The sequence below is a fragment of the Mesorhizobium sp. M2E.F.Ca.ET.219.01.1.1 genome (assembly GCF_004016445.2).
In the GTDB taxonomy this organism is placed as follows: Bacteria; Pseudomonadota; Alphaproteobacteria; order Rhizobiales; family Rhizobiaceae; genus Mesorhizobium.
This window is the reverse complement of sequence record NZ_SADT02000004.1, coordinates 419,512-432,768: the sequence shown is the minus strand read 5'-3', so window position 1 is coordinate 432,768 and position 13,257 is coordinate 419,512. Positions and strand designations below refer to the sequence as shown.

The following is a 13,257-nucleotide window of genomic DNA, read 5'->3' as shown; positions in this document are numbered from 1 at the left end:
CATGATGCCGAAAAGTGCGAAGCGGTTTTCGGGCGACATCATGCGTCATAACTTCGAGCATCAATTCGCCGGCATTGGCCCGAAGCGGATACGGAAGCGCCGGTTCTCGCGGCCCTTCTTCTCGATCTTGCCGATATGGATCTCGCCGACCTCGCCGGTCGACTTCACATGCGTTCCACCGCAGGGCTGGCTGTCGACCGAGCCGTTCTCGCCGATGCAGACCAGGCGGATTTTTCCTGTGCCGACCGGCGGGCGGAGGTTCTTCGATTTGACCAGGCCGGGATTGGCGGCGAGCTCGTCGTCGGTGATCAACCGGGTGAAGATCGGATGGTCGGCGCGCACCAGCTCCATCAGCCGCGCCGTCACATCCTCCTTGCTGAAACCGGCGTCGGGAATGTCGAAGTCGACGCGGCTGTCGTCCTCGGCGACCGACGCTCCTGTGATCGGAAATGGACAGACCACGGTCAGCAAGTGGCAAGCGGAATGCATGCGCATCAGCAAGTGCCGCCGCTCCCAGTCGATGAGAAGCTTCAGCTTTTCGCCGACCGCGGGCAGCGGCTGCTCCGGCGCCGGGACATGGATGATCTCGTCCTTGGTCTCGCCGGTGATCGTCGCGGCAATCGCCATGCGGCTGCCGTCGGCGCGCTCGAACAACCCGGTATCGCCCGGCTGCCCGCCGGAGGTGGCATAGAAGATTGTGCGGTCGAGAAGGATGCCGCCGCGATCGTTGATGGCGACGACCTCGGCCTCGGCCGTCGTCTGATAGGCGTCGTCGCGAAACAGCGCCTCGGTCTTGTGCGCCATCATGCTACCTTTTCGAACGGCACGGAAATGTCGGCCTTCTCTTCCATCCAGCCCGGCACCGGAAGATTCTTGCCGCGCAGGAACTCCGGATTGAAGAGCTTGGACTGGTAGCGTGTGCCGTAGTCGGCAAGGATCGTCACGATGGTGTGGCCGGGTCCGAGCTCGCGCGCCAGCCGGATGGCGCCGGCAATGTTGATGCCTGTCGAGCCGCCGACACAGAGTCCCTCTTCCTGGATCAGGTCGAAGATGATCGGCAACGCTTCCTCGTCCGGGATCTGGTAGGAGAAGTCCGGCGTGAAGCCTTCGAGATTGGCGGTGATGCGGCCCTGGCCGATGCCCTCGGTGATCGAGTTGCCGTCGGATTTCAACTCGCCGCTGGTGTAGAAACTGTAGAGCGCGGCGCCCAGCGGATCGGCGAGCGCGATCTTGACGTCCTTGCTCTTGCCCTTGAGCCCGAGAGCGACACCGGCGAGCGTGCCGCCGGAGCCGACGGCCGAAACGAAGCCGTCGATCTTGCCGCCGGTCTGGGCCCAGATTTCCTGCGCGGTCGTGCGGACATGGCCGTCGCGGTTGGCGACATTGTCGAACTGGTTGGCCCAGATCGCGCCGTTGGGTTCGGAGCGCGCCAGTTGCTCGGCAAGGCGGCCCGACAGTTTTATGTAATTGTTGGCGTTCTTGTACGGCACGGCCGGCACTTCGATGAGCTCCGCGCCCAGGATCTTGATCGTGTCCTTCTTTTCCTGGCTCTGCGTGTCGGGGATGACGATCACGGTGCGGTAGCCGAGCGCCTTGGCGACCAGCGTCAGGCCGATGCCGGTGTTGCCGGCAGTGCCTTCGACGATGAGCCCGCCGGGCTTGAGCAGGCCGCGCTGCTCGGCATCGCGGATGATGAACAGGCCGGCGCGATCTTTCACTGATTGCCCAGGATTCATGAACTCGGCCTTGCCCAGGATTTCGCAGCCGGTCGCTTCCGAAGCCTTGTTGAGCCGGATCAGGGGCGTGTTACCGATCGCTTCGATCACAGAACGGGGCATGCGGGATTCCTTCATGTGTGCGGCGAGACCCTAAAAACCGGACGCCGCGGTTTCAAGGCAAGATTTTGCCTGGTCCAGTCGCATTCCGGATGGTGCAACGCACGCGATCATTTCGGTGACAGGTGCAAAACCGCTCTTTTCAACCGATTTCTCCGCCGCTAGAGCAAACCGGAACATCCGCAGGACACCCCATGACACTCTACCGGGCCAATCCGAAAGACGGCGTTGCCTGGATCACGGGCGGCAGCAGCGGGCTTGGTCGCGCGTTGGCCAAGGATCTCGCCAATCAAGGCTATGCCGTGGCGGTGACGTCGCTGCCGGAAGATCCAGCCGACACGCTGATCGTCGAAACGGCGCAGATGTCCGGGCATGTGAAGTCCTTTCCCTGCGACGTCACCGACGAGCACGGCATGGCGCGCACGGCCGCCGCGATCGAGGAGCAGATGGGCCCGATCGTGCTGGCCGTCTTCAATGCCGGCAACTACATCGCCACCCCCGGCGAGAATCTGGTGGTGCGCGATTTCCATCGTTCCTTCGCCGTGAACTATTTCGGCATCGTCAACGGCGTGGTGCCTGTCGTCGAGCGCATGCGGGTGCGCGGACGCGGCCATGTCGTTCTTGTCGGATCGGTCACCGCCTATTCCGGCTGGCCGACGACGGCAGCCTATGGCGGCACCAAGGCCGCGATCAACATCCTGGCGGAGTCGCTGAAATACGACTTCGACAAGATGAACATCCGCGTCCAGGTCATCAATCCGGGCTTCATCGACACGCCGCTGACCGAAAAGAACAAGCTGCCGATGCCGGGTCTCATGCCTGTGCATCGCGCCTCGCGCCGGATGGCCCGCGGCATCAAGAAAGGCGGCTTCGAAGTCACCTTCCCCTATCACATAAGCTGGCCGCTGAAGTTGCTCGGCCTGCTGCCGCGGCCGATCGGCCGCTTTGTCATCGGGCTCACCACCCACTGGTGGGGGCGGCCGTTGCATTTCGATCGCAGGCCGGCGGGCAAAAAAGCCACATCCCGCGACGAGGCGGCATAACCGCCGCAACATAAGCCGGCGAAACGGCGATTGCCTGCCGGCGGGGACGGCCATAGGTTGAGAATCATTGCTTGGAGACTGGAATGGGGCGGCGGATCGTGCTGGCGGTGCTTGGTCTTGCAGTCATCCTGGTCGCCGGCTTCTTCCTCGGCCCCCGCGTGCCGGTCGATACCACGATCAAGTTCAATCCGTCGGTGATCGGCGACGATCCGCAGGCCTACCTGGCGCGGGAAGAGGCTGCCGTGCCCAACATCCGCGACGGGCTCGACAAGGAGATTATCTGGGCAAACCCGATGGTCCACGCCAAGACGCCTTTGGCCATTGTCTACGTCCATGGCTTTTCCGCCTCGAAGGGCGAGGTCCGCCCCTTGCCGGACGACATTGCGGATGAACTGGACGCCAACCTCTTCTACACGCGGCTGACCGGCCACGGCCAGGACGGCGCGGCCATGGCGCAAGGCAGCGTCAATGCCTGGATCAACGACTATGAGGAGGCTTTGGCCATCGGCCGCGAAATCGGCGACAAGGTGATCGTCATCGGGACGTCGACCGGCGGCTCGCTGGCAGCATGGGCAGCGACGCAGCCGGGTGCTTCGGACGGTGTCGCGGCAATCGCGTTCATATCGCCGAATTTCGGCGTCAAGGCCTCCGGCGCGGAGTTGCTGACCATGCCCTGGGGCGGACAGATCGCCGAGCTTGTCGGCGGCAAGGAGCGCAGTTTCCCTGCACGCAATGCGCTCCACGAAAAATTCTGGACCACCAGATACCCGATGAAAGCGGTGTTGCCGATGGCTGCGCTCACCGAGCTTGCCTATGGGGCGCCGGTCGAGAAGGCAAAGATCCCTGCCCTGTTCGTCTTCTCGGATTCCGACAAGGTGGTGCGGCCGGATCGCACACGCGAGATCGCCGGGCGCTGGGGCGGTCCGCACGAGCTGGTGCCGGTCGACGATACCGGCGATCCGGACAATCACGTCATCGCCGGCGATGTGCTGTCGCCGCAGACCACGGCCTTCCTCACCCAGCGTATCGTGGTGTGGGTGAAGGCGCTGATGCAGCAGCAGGCAGGCCAGTGAAATCGGCTGGTTAAATCGAGCCGGTGAAATCAGGCCAATAAAACGGGGCCGGTGAAATGAAAACGGCCGGAGCATCGCCCCGGCCGTTTCTTCTTGCATCGCCTTGACGGGCTCAAGCGGCCCGGTTCGCCGGACGCTTGCCGCCAAAGCGGCGCTTGTTGTTGCCCTTGAAGCGCTTGAAGCCGTCGGGCTTGCCCGAGCCATTCGGCTTGGCGGCAGCCGGGCGTTCGCCCTGCGGCTTGGGAGCGCGCTCGCCACTGGGCTTGCCGCCGAAACGCTTCTTGTCGCCACCATTGCCCGGGCGGCGGCCATCGCGACGGCCGCCATGATGCTCGCGGTCGTTGGCCGGCTCGAAATGGCGCTCAGTCTTTTCCCTGGGGTCGCGCTGCGGATCCGGGCTGCCGAGATGATCGGCAATAACCGGCAGCTTCATGCGGATGATGCGCTCGACCTGCCGCAGCTTGGCGTTCTCCGAGGGATCGCAAAGCGTGATCGCGATGCCGTCCCTGCCGTTGCGGCCGGTACGGCCGATGCGATGGACATAGCTTTCCGCTTCGTCCGGCAGGTCGAAATTCACGACATGGCTGATGCCGGGCACGTCGATGCCGCGCGCCGCGATATCGGTTGCGACCAGAATGCGGACCGAGCCGTCGCGGAAATCGTTGAGCGCCTTCTGACGGGCGTTCTGCGACTTGTTGCCGTGGATGACGGCGGCTTCAAAGCCGTCGCGCACAAGGTCCTTGGTGACACGATCGGCGCCATGCTTGGTGCGTGAGAACACGATCACCGTGCGCATCGCCTCGTCGGCCAGCATCTTGGACAGCACCTGGCGCTTCTGCCTTGTGCGGGCGAGCACCACGCTTTGCACGATCTCGGCGGCCGTCGTGCTCTGCGGCGAGACCTCGACGCGGACCGGATTCTTCAGGAGGCCCTTGGCAAGCTCGGCGATCTCATCCGGCATGGTTGCCGAGAACAGCGCCGTCTGGCGGTCCGGCGCGGTCGCCTTGGCAATGCGCTTGACGTCGTTGATGAAACCCATGTCGAGCATGCGGTCGCCCTCGTCGAGGACGAGCCATTTGGTGTCGGCAAGGATAAGGTCGCCTTCACGCACCAGATCGGTCAATCGTCCAGGCGTGGCGATCAGGATGTCGACGCCGGGCGCGATCTTCTTAACCTGGCTGAAACGCGAGACGCCGCCGAGCACCAGCGCGGTCGAGATATGCGCGCCCTTGGCGAGCAGCTTGATGGTGTCCTCGATCTGCACGGCAAGCTCGCGCGTCGGCGCCAGGATCAGTGCGCGCGCCGTCTTTGGCCGGCGCTTGCTGCCGAGGCCGATGATCTTCGACAGGATCGGCAGCGCGAAGGCAGCCGTCTTGCCCGAACCGGTCTGGGCGATGCCGAAAATGTCGCGGCCTTCCAGCTGCGGCGGGATCGCCTGCACCTGGATCGGCTTCGGCTCGGTGAAGCCCGCGGCAAGCGTGGCCTTCAGCAGCGCGCCGCCAATGCCAAGGGCCGCGAAACCGGAGAGTTCCCCAGCGTCGCTGTTGGGGAGAGTGTTTTCGTTGGTCAAATTTATCTTCTTTCAAGCGGCGCAATCGCCGCAAACGTCAATGGCGGCAGGGCGCAACCTGCCGTCGAAACAATTCATCAGGAAACGACAAGGCGGCGGACGGGAAACGTCCGCGCGGCTGCGCTGTCGTGCCCGCGGACTTCATGCCCCGGGGCTTTTTCGCCGTCTTGCCGATCGACCGAGGCCGACTTGAAAGAGGGAAAACAGACGCAACCAGTCTCATTCGTGGAGAAAGCCGGACAGGCCGGCCCAAGCGCCTATGCCGCCGCATATGGCCGAGTCCGGTCCAAAATGCAAGGGGTCATGTTGCGATGCAGCAAAACGAGGGCGCTTGCGCTCTCCTGCCCTCGCCATTACCACAAATCACTTATCCGTTTTGGGGACCAGCGATGAAAGACGTGCTGAAGGAACTCGAGCGCCGCCGCGAGATTGCCCGCATGGGCGGCGGCAAGGACCGCATCGAGGCGCAGCACAAGAAGGGCAAGCTGACCGCGCGCGAGCGTATCGAGATATTTCTCGATGAAGGCTCGTTCGAGGAGTTCGACATGTATGTCGAACACCGCTCGACCGATTTCGGCATGGAGAAGACCAAGATCGCCGGCGACGGCGTCGTCACCGGCTGGGGCACCGTCAACGGCCGCCCGATCTATATCTTCGCCAAGGATTTCACCGTGTTCGGCGGCTCGCTATCGGAGGCGCATGCAGAAAAGGTCATCAAGGTGCAGGAGATGGCGCTCCGCAACCGCGCGCCGATCATCGGCCTCTATGATGCCGGCGGCGCGCGCATCCAGGAAGGCGTGGCGGCGCTCGGCGGCTATGCCGAGATTTTCCAGCGCAATGTGCTCGCATCCGGCGTCATCCCGCAGATTTCGCTGATCATGGGCCCCTGCGCCGGCGGCGACGTGTATTCGCCGGCCATGACTGATTTCATCTTCATGGTGCGCGACACCTCCTACATGTTCGTCACCGGACCGGACGTGGTGAAGACGGTGACCAACGAGACCGTGACCGCCGAAAGCCTCGGCGGCGCCAGTGTGCACACCACCAAATCCTCGATTGCCGACGGCGCGTATGACAACGATGTCGAGGCGCTCTTGCAGATGCGCCGGCTGGTTGATCTTTTGCCGGCGTCGAACACGGCCGAGATTCCCGAGATCGAGTGCTACCAGTCGGTGACGGACCATGACCTGTCGCTCGACCGGCTGATCCCCGACAACGCCAACAAGCCTTATGACATCAAGGAACTGATCCTGAAGGTCGCCGACGAAGGCGATTTCTTCGAGATCCAGCAGAGCTTTGCCAGGAACATCGTCACCGGCTTCGGCCGCGTCGAGGGCCGCACGGTGGGCTTCGTCGCCAACCAGCCGATGGTGCTGGCCGGCGTGCTCGATTCCGACGCCAGCCGCAAGGCGGCGCGCTTCGTGCGCTTCTGCGACTGTTTTTCGATTCCGATCGTCACATTCGTCGACGTGCCGGGCTTCCTGCCGGGCACCGCGCAGGAATATGGCGGGTTGATCAAGCATGGCGCCAAGCTGCTCTTCGCCTATGCCGAAGCGACTGTGCCGAAGATCACCGTCATCACCCGCAAGGCCTATGGCGGCGCCTATGACGTCATGGCGTCGAAGCATCTGCGCGGCGACATGAACTATGCCTGGCCGACGGCGCAGATCGCCGTGATGGGCGCCAGGGGCGCGGTCGAGATCATCTACCGCAAAGACATCGGCGATCCGGAGAAAATCGCCGCCCATACAAAGACTTACGAGGATCGCTTCCTATCGCCCTTCGTCGCCGCCGAACGCGGCTATGTCGATGAGGTGATCATGCCACATTCGACCCGCCGCCGCGTGGCGCGCGCGTTGCGCATGCTGCGCAACAAGGACATGCAGAACCCCTGGAAGAAGCACGACAACATTCCGTTGTGAGCAGACCTCCGTCCGCCGAAAGGACCACCACCGCTAAATGAGCGCGGAGACGACATGCGTATAACACTCGCGGCCCAGGGCCTTATTCCGTGCAAGGGCTATGGCGGCATCCAGCGGCAGGTCGAATGGCTGACCACGGAAATGGTCAAGATGGGGCATCGGGTGACGTTGATCGCCGGCCCGGGGTCGTCGCATCCGATGTGCGAGGTCCGCCACGCGGTCACCAATGACGAATGCCGCGCGGCTGTGCCCAAGGACACCGATATCGTCCATCTCCACGCCTGGAAGGTCGAAGTTCGCTTTCCGACGCTCAATACCGAGCGCGGCCACCTGCCTGACTATCCGAGGCTTCAGCCGAACTGGAGCTTCATCAGCGCCCGCCATGCCGAGCTGCATGGCCGCAAGACGTTCGTCTACAACGGTTTTCCGGTGGACGCCTATCGGCTGGCGCCGTCGAAGAACGACCATCTGTTCTTCATGGCGGCCATTGCGCGGGCCGGAAAGGGCCTCAACCGGGCGGTGGACCTGGCGAAAAAATACGATTTCAAGCTCGATATCGCCGGCGGCTCGCGCTGGAAGCTGCTCGGCCGCAGCAAGACGCGCCGCGAGGGCGTCTTCTTCAAGAGCCTGTCGTCACGATTCCGCTACCACGGGATGGTCGACGGCGAACCGAAGGTGCGGCTGTTGGGCGAGACCAGGGCCTTTCTCAACCCGATTTCCTGGGAAGAGCCTTTCGGCAACGCGCCGGTCGAATCCATGCTGTGCGGCACGCCCGTCCTGACGACGGCGCGCGGCGCGCTGCCCGAAACGGTCGACGCGGAAACCGGCCGCTTCTTCGATACGGATGACGAGTTCGCGCGCGGCCTTGGCGAAATCGGCGGTTTGTCGGCGCAAAGATGCCGCGAATCCGCGGCAGACCGGTTCCCGATCCAGAAGGCCGCAAAAGCCTATCTGGAGCTCTACCGCCGCATCCTTGATGGCGAAGCGCTTCCGTGAGACATCACGCAAGCGCTTCCTGTCAACGGCGGCTGTTCCGGATCGAAAAGGTATCGCGCATTGCGCCCCATCCTGGTCTTTTGCCTGCCGGCGATCGGTGATTTCATCCGCTGCCACGCGGCCATCCAGATCATCGCCGGGAGATTTCCCGGACAGCCGATCGATATCATCACCTCGAGGATCGCCGCGCCGTTGGCGCGGCTGATGCCGCATGTTCGCAAGGTCTGGATAGCGGAGAAGCACTGGAAGCCGGGGCTGAAAGAGCGAGCAGCACTCGCGCGAAAACTGCGCGAGGAGAATTATCAGGCGGCCTATATGCTCACCAGCAGTACCAAGGCATCCCTGGTTCCGTGGCTGGCCGCAATACCGGAGCGCATCGGCTATCCGCGCGAGTTCCAGTTCGGCATGGTCAACCGCCTGCCTGCCGGCTGGCTGAAATCGATGATTGCATTCGGCCCGCGCAAGACACGGCTGGCCGAACAGGTCTGCGCAATCGCGTGGCTCGGCAAAAGGCCCGCTGAAGAAAGACCATTGCCGGCGCCGCAGCTTGTTGTTTCTCCTGAGGAACTTGCCGGCTGGCGCCAGCGCAATGGCATCGACCCGGCCAGGCCGGCGATTGCCCTTTACACGTCCGAGTTTGCCAACAAACGCTCATGGCCGATGGAGCGCTTCGTCTCGGTCGCGCGCGATTATGCTGGCCGCGGCTGGTCGGTCTGGCTTGTCGGCGGACCGCGGGAGCGGCAGGCCGCGGCGGAAATAAAGGCTCATTTGCCGGAGGCGATCGACTTCACCTCGACGCCCGATATCGCGGAGGCCATGTGCCAGATCGCGGCCTCGACAATTTTCCTCGGTGTCGACGGCGGCATTTCCCACGCCGCCGGCGCGCTTGGCGGCCCGTGCGTGCTCATATACGGCTCGAATCGGGCCTATGTGCATGGTCCGGTGAACGAACAGGTGATCTTTCTCGAGCCGCCGATTTCGACACCGGGGTGGGTGGAGAACACGCGCGCCGTCAGCGAAGACCGGGTTCGCGAGGCGCTGGCGACAGCAATCCGAAAACACGCACCGCAATTCGCCTGACCTTATTCCTCGGCTGCGGCGCCGAAGCCGGCGCCCATGCTCGCGCGGGCCGTGGTCGCCCATGGCGTGGCGTGGTTGTCGATGCGCATCTGGAAGATGAAATAGGTCGGCGAGCAGAAGCCGATGCCCTTGACCTTGGCTGCGCCAGGCGTATCCGCGGGCAGCGACTGGCACATATAGTCCTCGCGGCAGAAATGATCGGCCGAGCAGGCTGGACGGTTGCCGCGATTGACCGCGCCGCCAAGACACTGGTCGAAATTGTTGGTGGCCACGCAGATGTCGAACTTCTTGCCGCCGACCAGGCCGCAGATTTCACTTGGCATCGGCTTGCCCGGTTTGAAGTCGGAGAAGGCGCGGTCCTTGTCGTCGCAGGCGCGGTAGGCAAAGCCTCCTGGAACGCCGATCTTGGGTGGACGGCAGGTATAGGCGGTCCGCGAAATCGTTGGCGCATGGGCGGCGAACTGGCCGGTAATCCTGTAGCGGTCGTTGAACGGCTGCGCCGCATTGCTGGCGATGGAGCCGGTCAGGCATGGGTGGCCGGAAAACATCGCGGGACTGTCTTTCGGGAGCAGGCACTGCGCCAGCTTGATCCTCACCCCCGAGGCGGTGGCGATCGGCGTGCATACCGTGCCGCCGCCGCATTGCCAGGTGCTGCCGAAGCGAGCGGCGTCCTCCGGCATCAGGCACGGCATCGCCGTTTCGGCCGGTGCATAGGCGACCTCGCCACTGTCCTTCCAGGCGGCGGGCGGGGCGAAGGAGAGCGGGCGAAAGCGGATGGGCTCCCTGCCCTCGGCCGTCGCCTGCAGCCAGGCCTCGCGGCGCGGGATCTCGGCATGGAGATGCGGCGAGATGCCGACCTCGAGCCGGTTGAGCGGCGAGGTCGCCGCGTCGTCGAGGCCGATGAAATGGAAGCCGGCGGTCGAACCGGCCTGATGGCAGCCCTGGCAGGCGCCGTTGTCGAGGCGCTCGACCAGGGCTTCCGGCGTGCTGACCAATGAAAATTTCGAATAGTCGAGCGCGGCGAACGCCTTGGGATCGAGCAACGGCGTGAACGGATGATTGGCCTGCCTTGCGCTGCCGAAGGTTGACCAGGAGATGACTTTTCTCGCCAGGAACTCGTTCGGGATTTGATAGACGCCGAGATCGACCGCAGCGGCATTGGCGCGGACATAGTCGGCAAGCCGCGCCTTCAGGGCCGCATCGTCGGTGAGCCGTGCCGTGTCCGGCGTATTTTCCAGAGGCTTCTCTGCAACCGTCGCGCCGGCGATGCTGAAGATGCGCATCAGGTAAGCCGCCTGCCCGCCGAACTCGGTTTCCTGGCCGGAAGGAAAGCGCACGACCTGCGCATTGAGCTCGATCTGCTTGAAGGATAGCGAGGCCTTTTCGAGCGGTCCGCCGGTCAGCCAGCCGGCATCGACCGTTTCGTCGAGCTGCGGCGTCCAACGGCCGGCCGCGCCCGCGCAGCTGCCGTCGGCATCCGGAGCGACGCGGTATATCGCGCTGAAGTTGAATGGCAGGCGCGAGGCCAGTTGCTTGCCGTTCTTCTTGAACGAGTATGCAAGGCGATAGATGAACCGCACCTCGCCGCAGCTCGTGTCGTGGCCAAGCGCCGAAAAATCGCGCCGGTCGAGCCGGTTGACGACGCCGACAAGTCTGAAGCGCGCCGCGTTCGTCTTCAGCCAGCGCATGTCGATGATGCGGCCGACATTGCCGTCGGTCACCTCATAGAGGGTACGACCGCCGGCCTTCATGTCGGCGCGAAGCGCTGCAACGTCGGCCGCGACTGTCTCAACGATGGCATGATAGGCCGGCGCGGAGTCGTAGAGGGTCTTCAGGTCATCCTTTCCGTCAACACCGAAGAGGCCGGCGAAACCGTATCCCTTGGCGTCGAGTTCGGCGAGGACGCGCGGGTTATCAACGATGGTGACCGGATGACCGGCGGCATGCGCAAATTGCGCAGCCATAGCAGTCAGGAGAAAGAGCGCGATCGTGAGTCCCAGTCGGTTCATCGGATAGTGTTCTGCGTCAGGTCGCGAAGAACCGGCACCATGGCCAGGGGCAGGTCTTCGGCTATCAAGCCCGGCCCAAAGCGGCTGCCCGCCTCGGCATGGATCCAGACCCCGGCGCAAGCCGCTTCGAAGGCCGACATGCCTTGGGCAAGCAAGCCCGCGATGATGCCTGCCAGCACGTCGCCCGAACCGGCGGTTGCGAGCCACGGCGCGCCATTGCCGTTGATCGCCGCGCGGCCGTCCGGCGCGGCGATCACGCTATCGGCCCCCTTGTAGACGACCACGGCGTTGGCGCGTTGCGCGGCGGCGCGCGCCTTGGCCAGCTTCGACAACGCCTTATTGCCTGCAATGTCCGCGAACAGCCTGCCAAACTCACCCTCATGCGGCGTCATGATCAACGCCGGCGCGTCCGGCCTGCCGGCTGCCTCGAACAGCGTCGAGGCCGCATTGCGGAAAGACGTGATGCCGTCGGCGTCGAGCACCAGGCCCTCGACGCCGCCGTCCTGGCGGTTTTTGGCGAGCACAGCGAGCGTGAAATCGCGCGCCTTATCGCCAATGCCGAAGCCGGGACCGAGGACAAAGGTGGACGGCCGGCGATCACCGATCAGGTCATGCACGTCCTCGATCGCGTCGACCTTGCGCAGCATGATGGAGGTGAGATGCGCCGCGTTGATCTGCATGGCGTTTGCCGGCGAGAGCACGGTGACGGCCCCGGCCCCGCTTCTTGCGGCCGCCAACGCTGAGAGGCGCGCCGCGCCGGTCGCGGATGGTCCGCCGGAAAAGACGCTCGTATGACCGCGCTTGTATTTGTGCGCGTCCACGGCCGGCGCAGGAAAGTTCGCGATCCAGAGCCCGGGCCGGTTCTCAAAGGTCCTTGGCGCGATCTCGTCGATGATCTCGTTGCGAATGCCGATATCGGCCAACACGATCTCGCCGCATCGCTCTCGGCCCGGCAGCAGCAGGTGCCCGGGCTTCTTTCGCGCGAAGGTCACGGTGAGAACCGCGCGAAATGCCGAGCCGAGGACTTCGCCGCTATCGCCGGAAACGCCCGAAGGCAGGTCGACCGCGACCACCGGCAGGTTCATCCCTGTCACGATTTCGACCGCGGCCTTGGCGTCTCCGGTGAGAGGCTTCGACAAGCCTGCGCCATAGATCGCATCGACGACCAGCGAACCGGCTTCGGCCGTGAGAGCCGACAGCGGGCGTCGCTTCAGAGTGCAGGTGGCCGCCGCGAGCGCGGCGTCACTGCCTGCCCGCGGTTCGCCCAATGTCCACAGAGCCACATCGACGCCGGCCTCGGCCAACAGCCACGCCACGACATAACCGTCGCCGCCATTGTTGCCGGGGCCGCATAGCACATGCACCTTTTTGGCCGCCGGGTAGCGCGCCAACACGACGGCCGCGACGGCCTCGCCGGCGCGCTGCATCAGTCCGTAGCCGTCGAGCGGCCCGGCCGCGATCGCCAGTCTGTCCGCCTCGGCCATCTCGGCCGTGGATAGAAGTTCATTGCGCATGGGATTGCCGATCTCCGTGCGATCAAGCATTGTCCAGTTTTCGGTTCGAAGCAAACCACCGCAGCCGCGCATCGTTTGCAAACGCGGTCGCATTCGAGAGGGGTCTGCCTGCCAATTGCGCTTCCTGCCCATTTTTTACGCAGGATTGAGGAGGGGCGATGTATAGGGTTTGGGCGTCCATGCCGCATCCGACGCAGCGGATGACGCGAATTTGC

The 13,257-nt window shown here is 64.1% G+C and carries 10 protein-coding genes; 5 read left to right on the top strand and 5 right to left on the bottom strand.

Going from position 1 to position 13,257, the window contains the following annotated elements; genetic code table 11:
- Positions 1 to 60: 60 nt before the first annotated feature.
- Together EN862_RS22170 and EN862_RS22165 are read right to left on the bottom strand one after the other, a co-directional pair.
- Positions 61 to 804 (bottom strand): alanyl-tRNA editing protein, encoded by a 744-nt coding sequence (locus EN862_RS22170; protein ID WP_127868123.1) that lies wholly within the window; start codon positions 802 to 804, stop codon positions 61 to 63.
- Complete coding sequence (locus EN862_RS22165; protein WP_127867985.1) at positions 804 to 1,838, bottom strand: cysteine synthase A; 1,035 nt, start codon at positions 1,836 to 1,838, stop codon at positions 804 to 806. The genes EN862_RS22170 and EN862_RS22165 overlap by 1 nt, the downstream gene beginning before the upstream one ends.
- 191 nt (positions 1,839 to 2,029) lie before the next feature.
- Here EN862_RS22165 and EN862_RS22160 point away from each other — a divergent pair, with 191 nt between their 5' ends.
- Entirely contained in the window at positions 2,030 to 2,878 is an 849-nt protein-coding gene (locus EN862_RS22160; protein WP_127867984.1) for an SDR family oxidoreductase, read from the top strand.
- A gap of 83 nt (positions 2,879 to 2,961) precedes the next feature.
- Entirely contained in the window at positions 2,962 to 3,951 is a 990-nt protein-coding gene (locus EN862_RS22155; protein ID WP_127867983.1) for an alpha/beta fold hydrolase, read from the top strand.
- Positions 3,952 to 4,063: 112 nt separating this feature from the next.
- Here EN862_RS22155 and EN862_RS22150 read toward each other — a convergent pair whose 3' ends face one another.
- Complete coding sequence (locus EN862_RS22150; protein WP_127867982.1) at positions 4,064 to 5,521, bottom strand: DEAD/DEAH box helicase; 1,458 nt, start codon at positions 5,519 to 5,521, stop codon at positions 4,064 to 4,066.
- 389 nt (positions 5,522 to 5,910) lie between these two features.
- Here EN862_RS22150 and EN862_RS22145 point away from each other — a divergent pair, with 389 nt between their 5' ends.
- The 3 genes from EN862_RS22145 to waaF are packed head-to-tail and all read left to right on the top strand — an operon-like array spanning position 5,911 to position 9,519.
- Positions 5,911 to 7,443: an acyl-CoA carboxylase subunit beta gene (locus EN862_RS22145; protein ID WP_127867981.1), complete on the top strand. Its 1,533-nt coding sequence runs from the start codon at positions 5,911 to 5,913 to the stop codon at positions 7,441 to 7,443.
- 54 nt (positions 7,444 to 7,497) lie between these two features.
- Positions 7,498 to 8,439, top strand: coding sequence for a glycosyltransferase (locus tag EN862_RS22140; RefSeq protein WP_127867980.1), 942 nt, complete (start codon positions 7,498 to 7,500; stop codon positions 8,437 to 8,439).
- A gap of 60 nt (positions 8,440 to 8,499) precedes the next feature.
- Positions 8,500 to 9,519 carry a lipopolysaccharide heptosyltransferase II gene (gene waaF / locus EN862_RS22135; protein WP_127867979.1) on the top strand — a complete coding sequence of 340 codons (1,020 nt, stop codon included), beginning with the start codon at positions 8,500 to 8,502 and terminating at the stop codon, positions 9,517 to 9,519.
- 2 nt (positions 9,520 to 9,521) lie between these two features.
- Here waaF and EN862_RS22130 read toward each other — a convergent pair whose 3' ends face one another.
- Together EN862_RS22130 and EN862_RS22125 are read right to left on the bottom strand one after the other, a co-directional pair.
- Entirely contained in the window at positions 9,522 to 11,528 is a 2,007-nt protein-coding gene (locus EN862_RS22130) for a hypothetical protein (RefSeq protein WP_127867978.1), read from the bottom strand.
- The gene (locus EN862_RS22125; protein ID WP_127868122.1) at positions 11,525 to 13,042 is read right to left on the bottom strand and encodes an NAD(P)H-hydrate dehydratase; all 1,518 of its coding nucleotides are present in this window, start codon (positions 13,040 to 13,042) and stop codon (positions 11,525 to 11,527) included. Before EN862_RS22125 ends, EN862_RS22130 begins: the two co-directional genes overlap by 4 nt.
- Positions 13,043 to 13,257: the final 215 nt, after the last annotated feature.

Bases quoted from the DNA above. Each gene is read 5' to 3' on its own strand.
- EN862_RS22125 (WP_127868122.1), bottom strand. From the start codon at position 13,042: ATGCGCAATGAACTTCTATCCACGGCCGAGATGGCCGAGGCGGACAGA.
- EN862_RS22130 (WP_127867978.1), bottom strand. From the start codon at position 11,528: ATGAACCGACTGGGACTCACGATCGCGCTCTTTCTCCTGACTGCTATG.
- EN862_RS22165 (WP_127867985.1), bottom strand. From the start codon at position 1,838: ATGCCCCGTTCTGTGATCGAAGCGATCGGTAACACGCCCCTGATCCGG.
- EN862_RS22145 (WP_127867981.1), top strand. From the start codon at position 5,911: ATGAAAGACGTGCTGAAGGAACTCGAGCGCCGCCGCGAGATTGCCCGC.
- EN862_RS22140 (WP_127867980.1), top strand. From the start codon at position 7,498: ATGCGTATAACACTCGCGGCCCAGGGCCTTATTCCGTGCAAGGGCTAT.
- EN862_RS22155 (WP_127867983.1), top strand. From the start codon at position 2,962: ATGGGGCGGCGGATCGTGCTGGCGGTGCTTGGTCTTGCAGTCATCCTG.
- EN862_RS22170 (WP_127868123.1), bottom strand. From the start codon at position 804: ATGGCGCACAAGACCGAGGCGCTGTTTCGCGACGACGCCTATCAGACG.
- EN862_RS22160 (WP_127867984.1), top strand. From the start codon at position 2,030: ATGACACTCTACCGGGCCAATCCGAAAGACGGCGTTGCCTGGATCACG.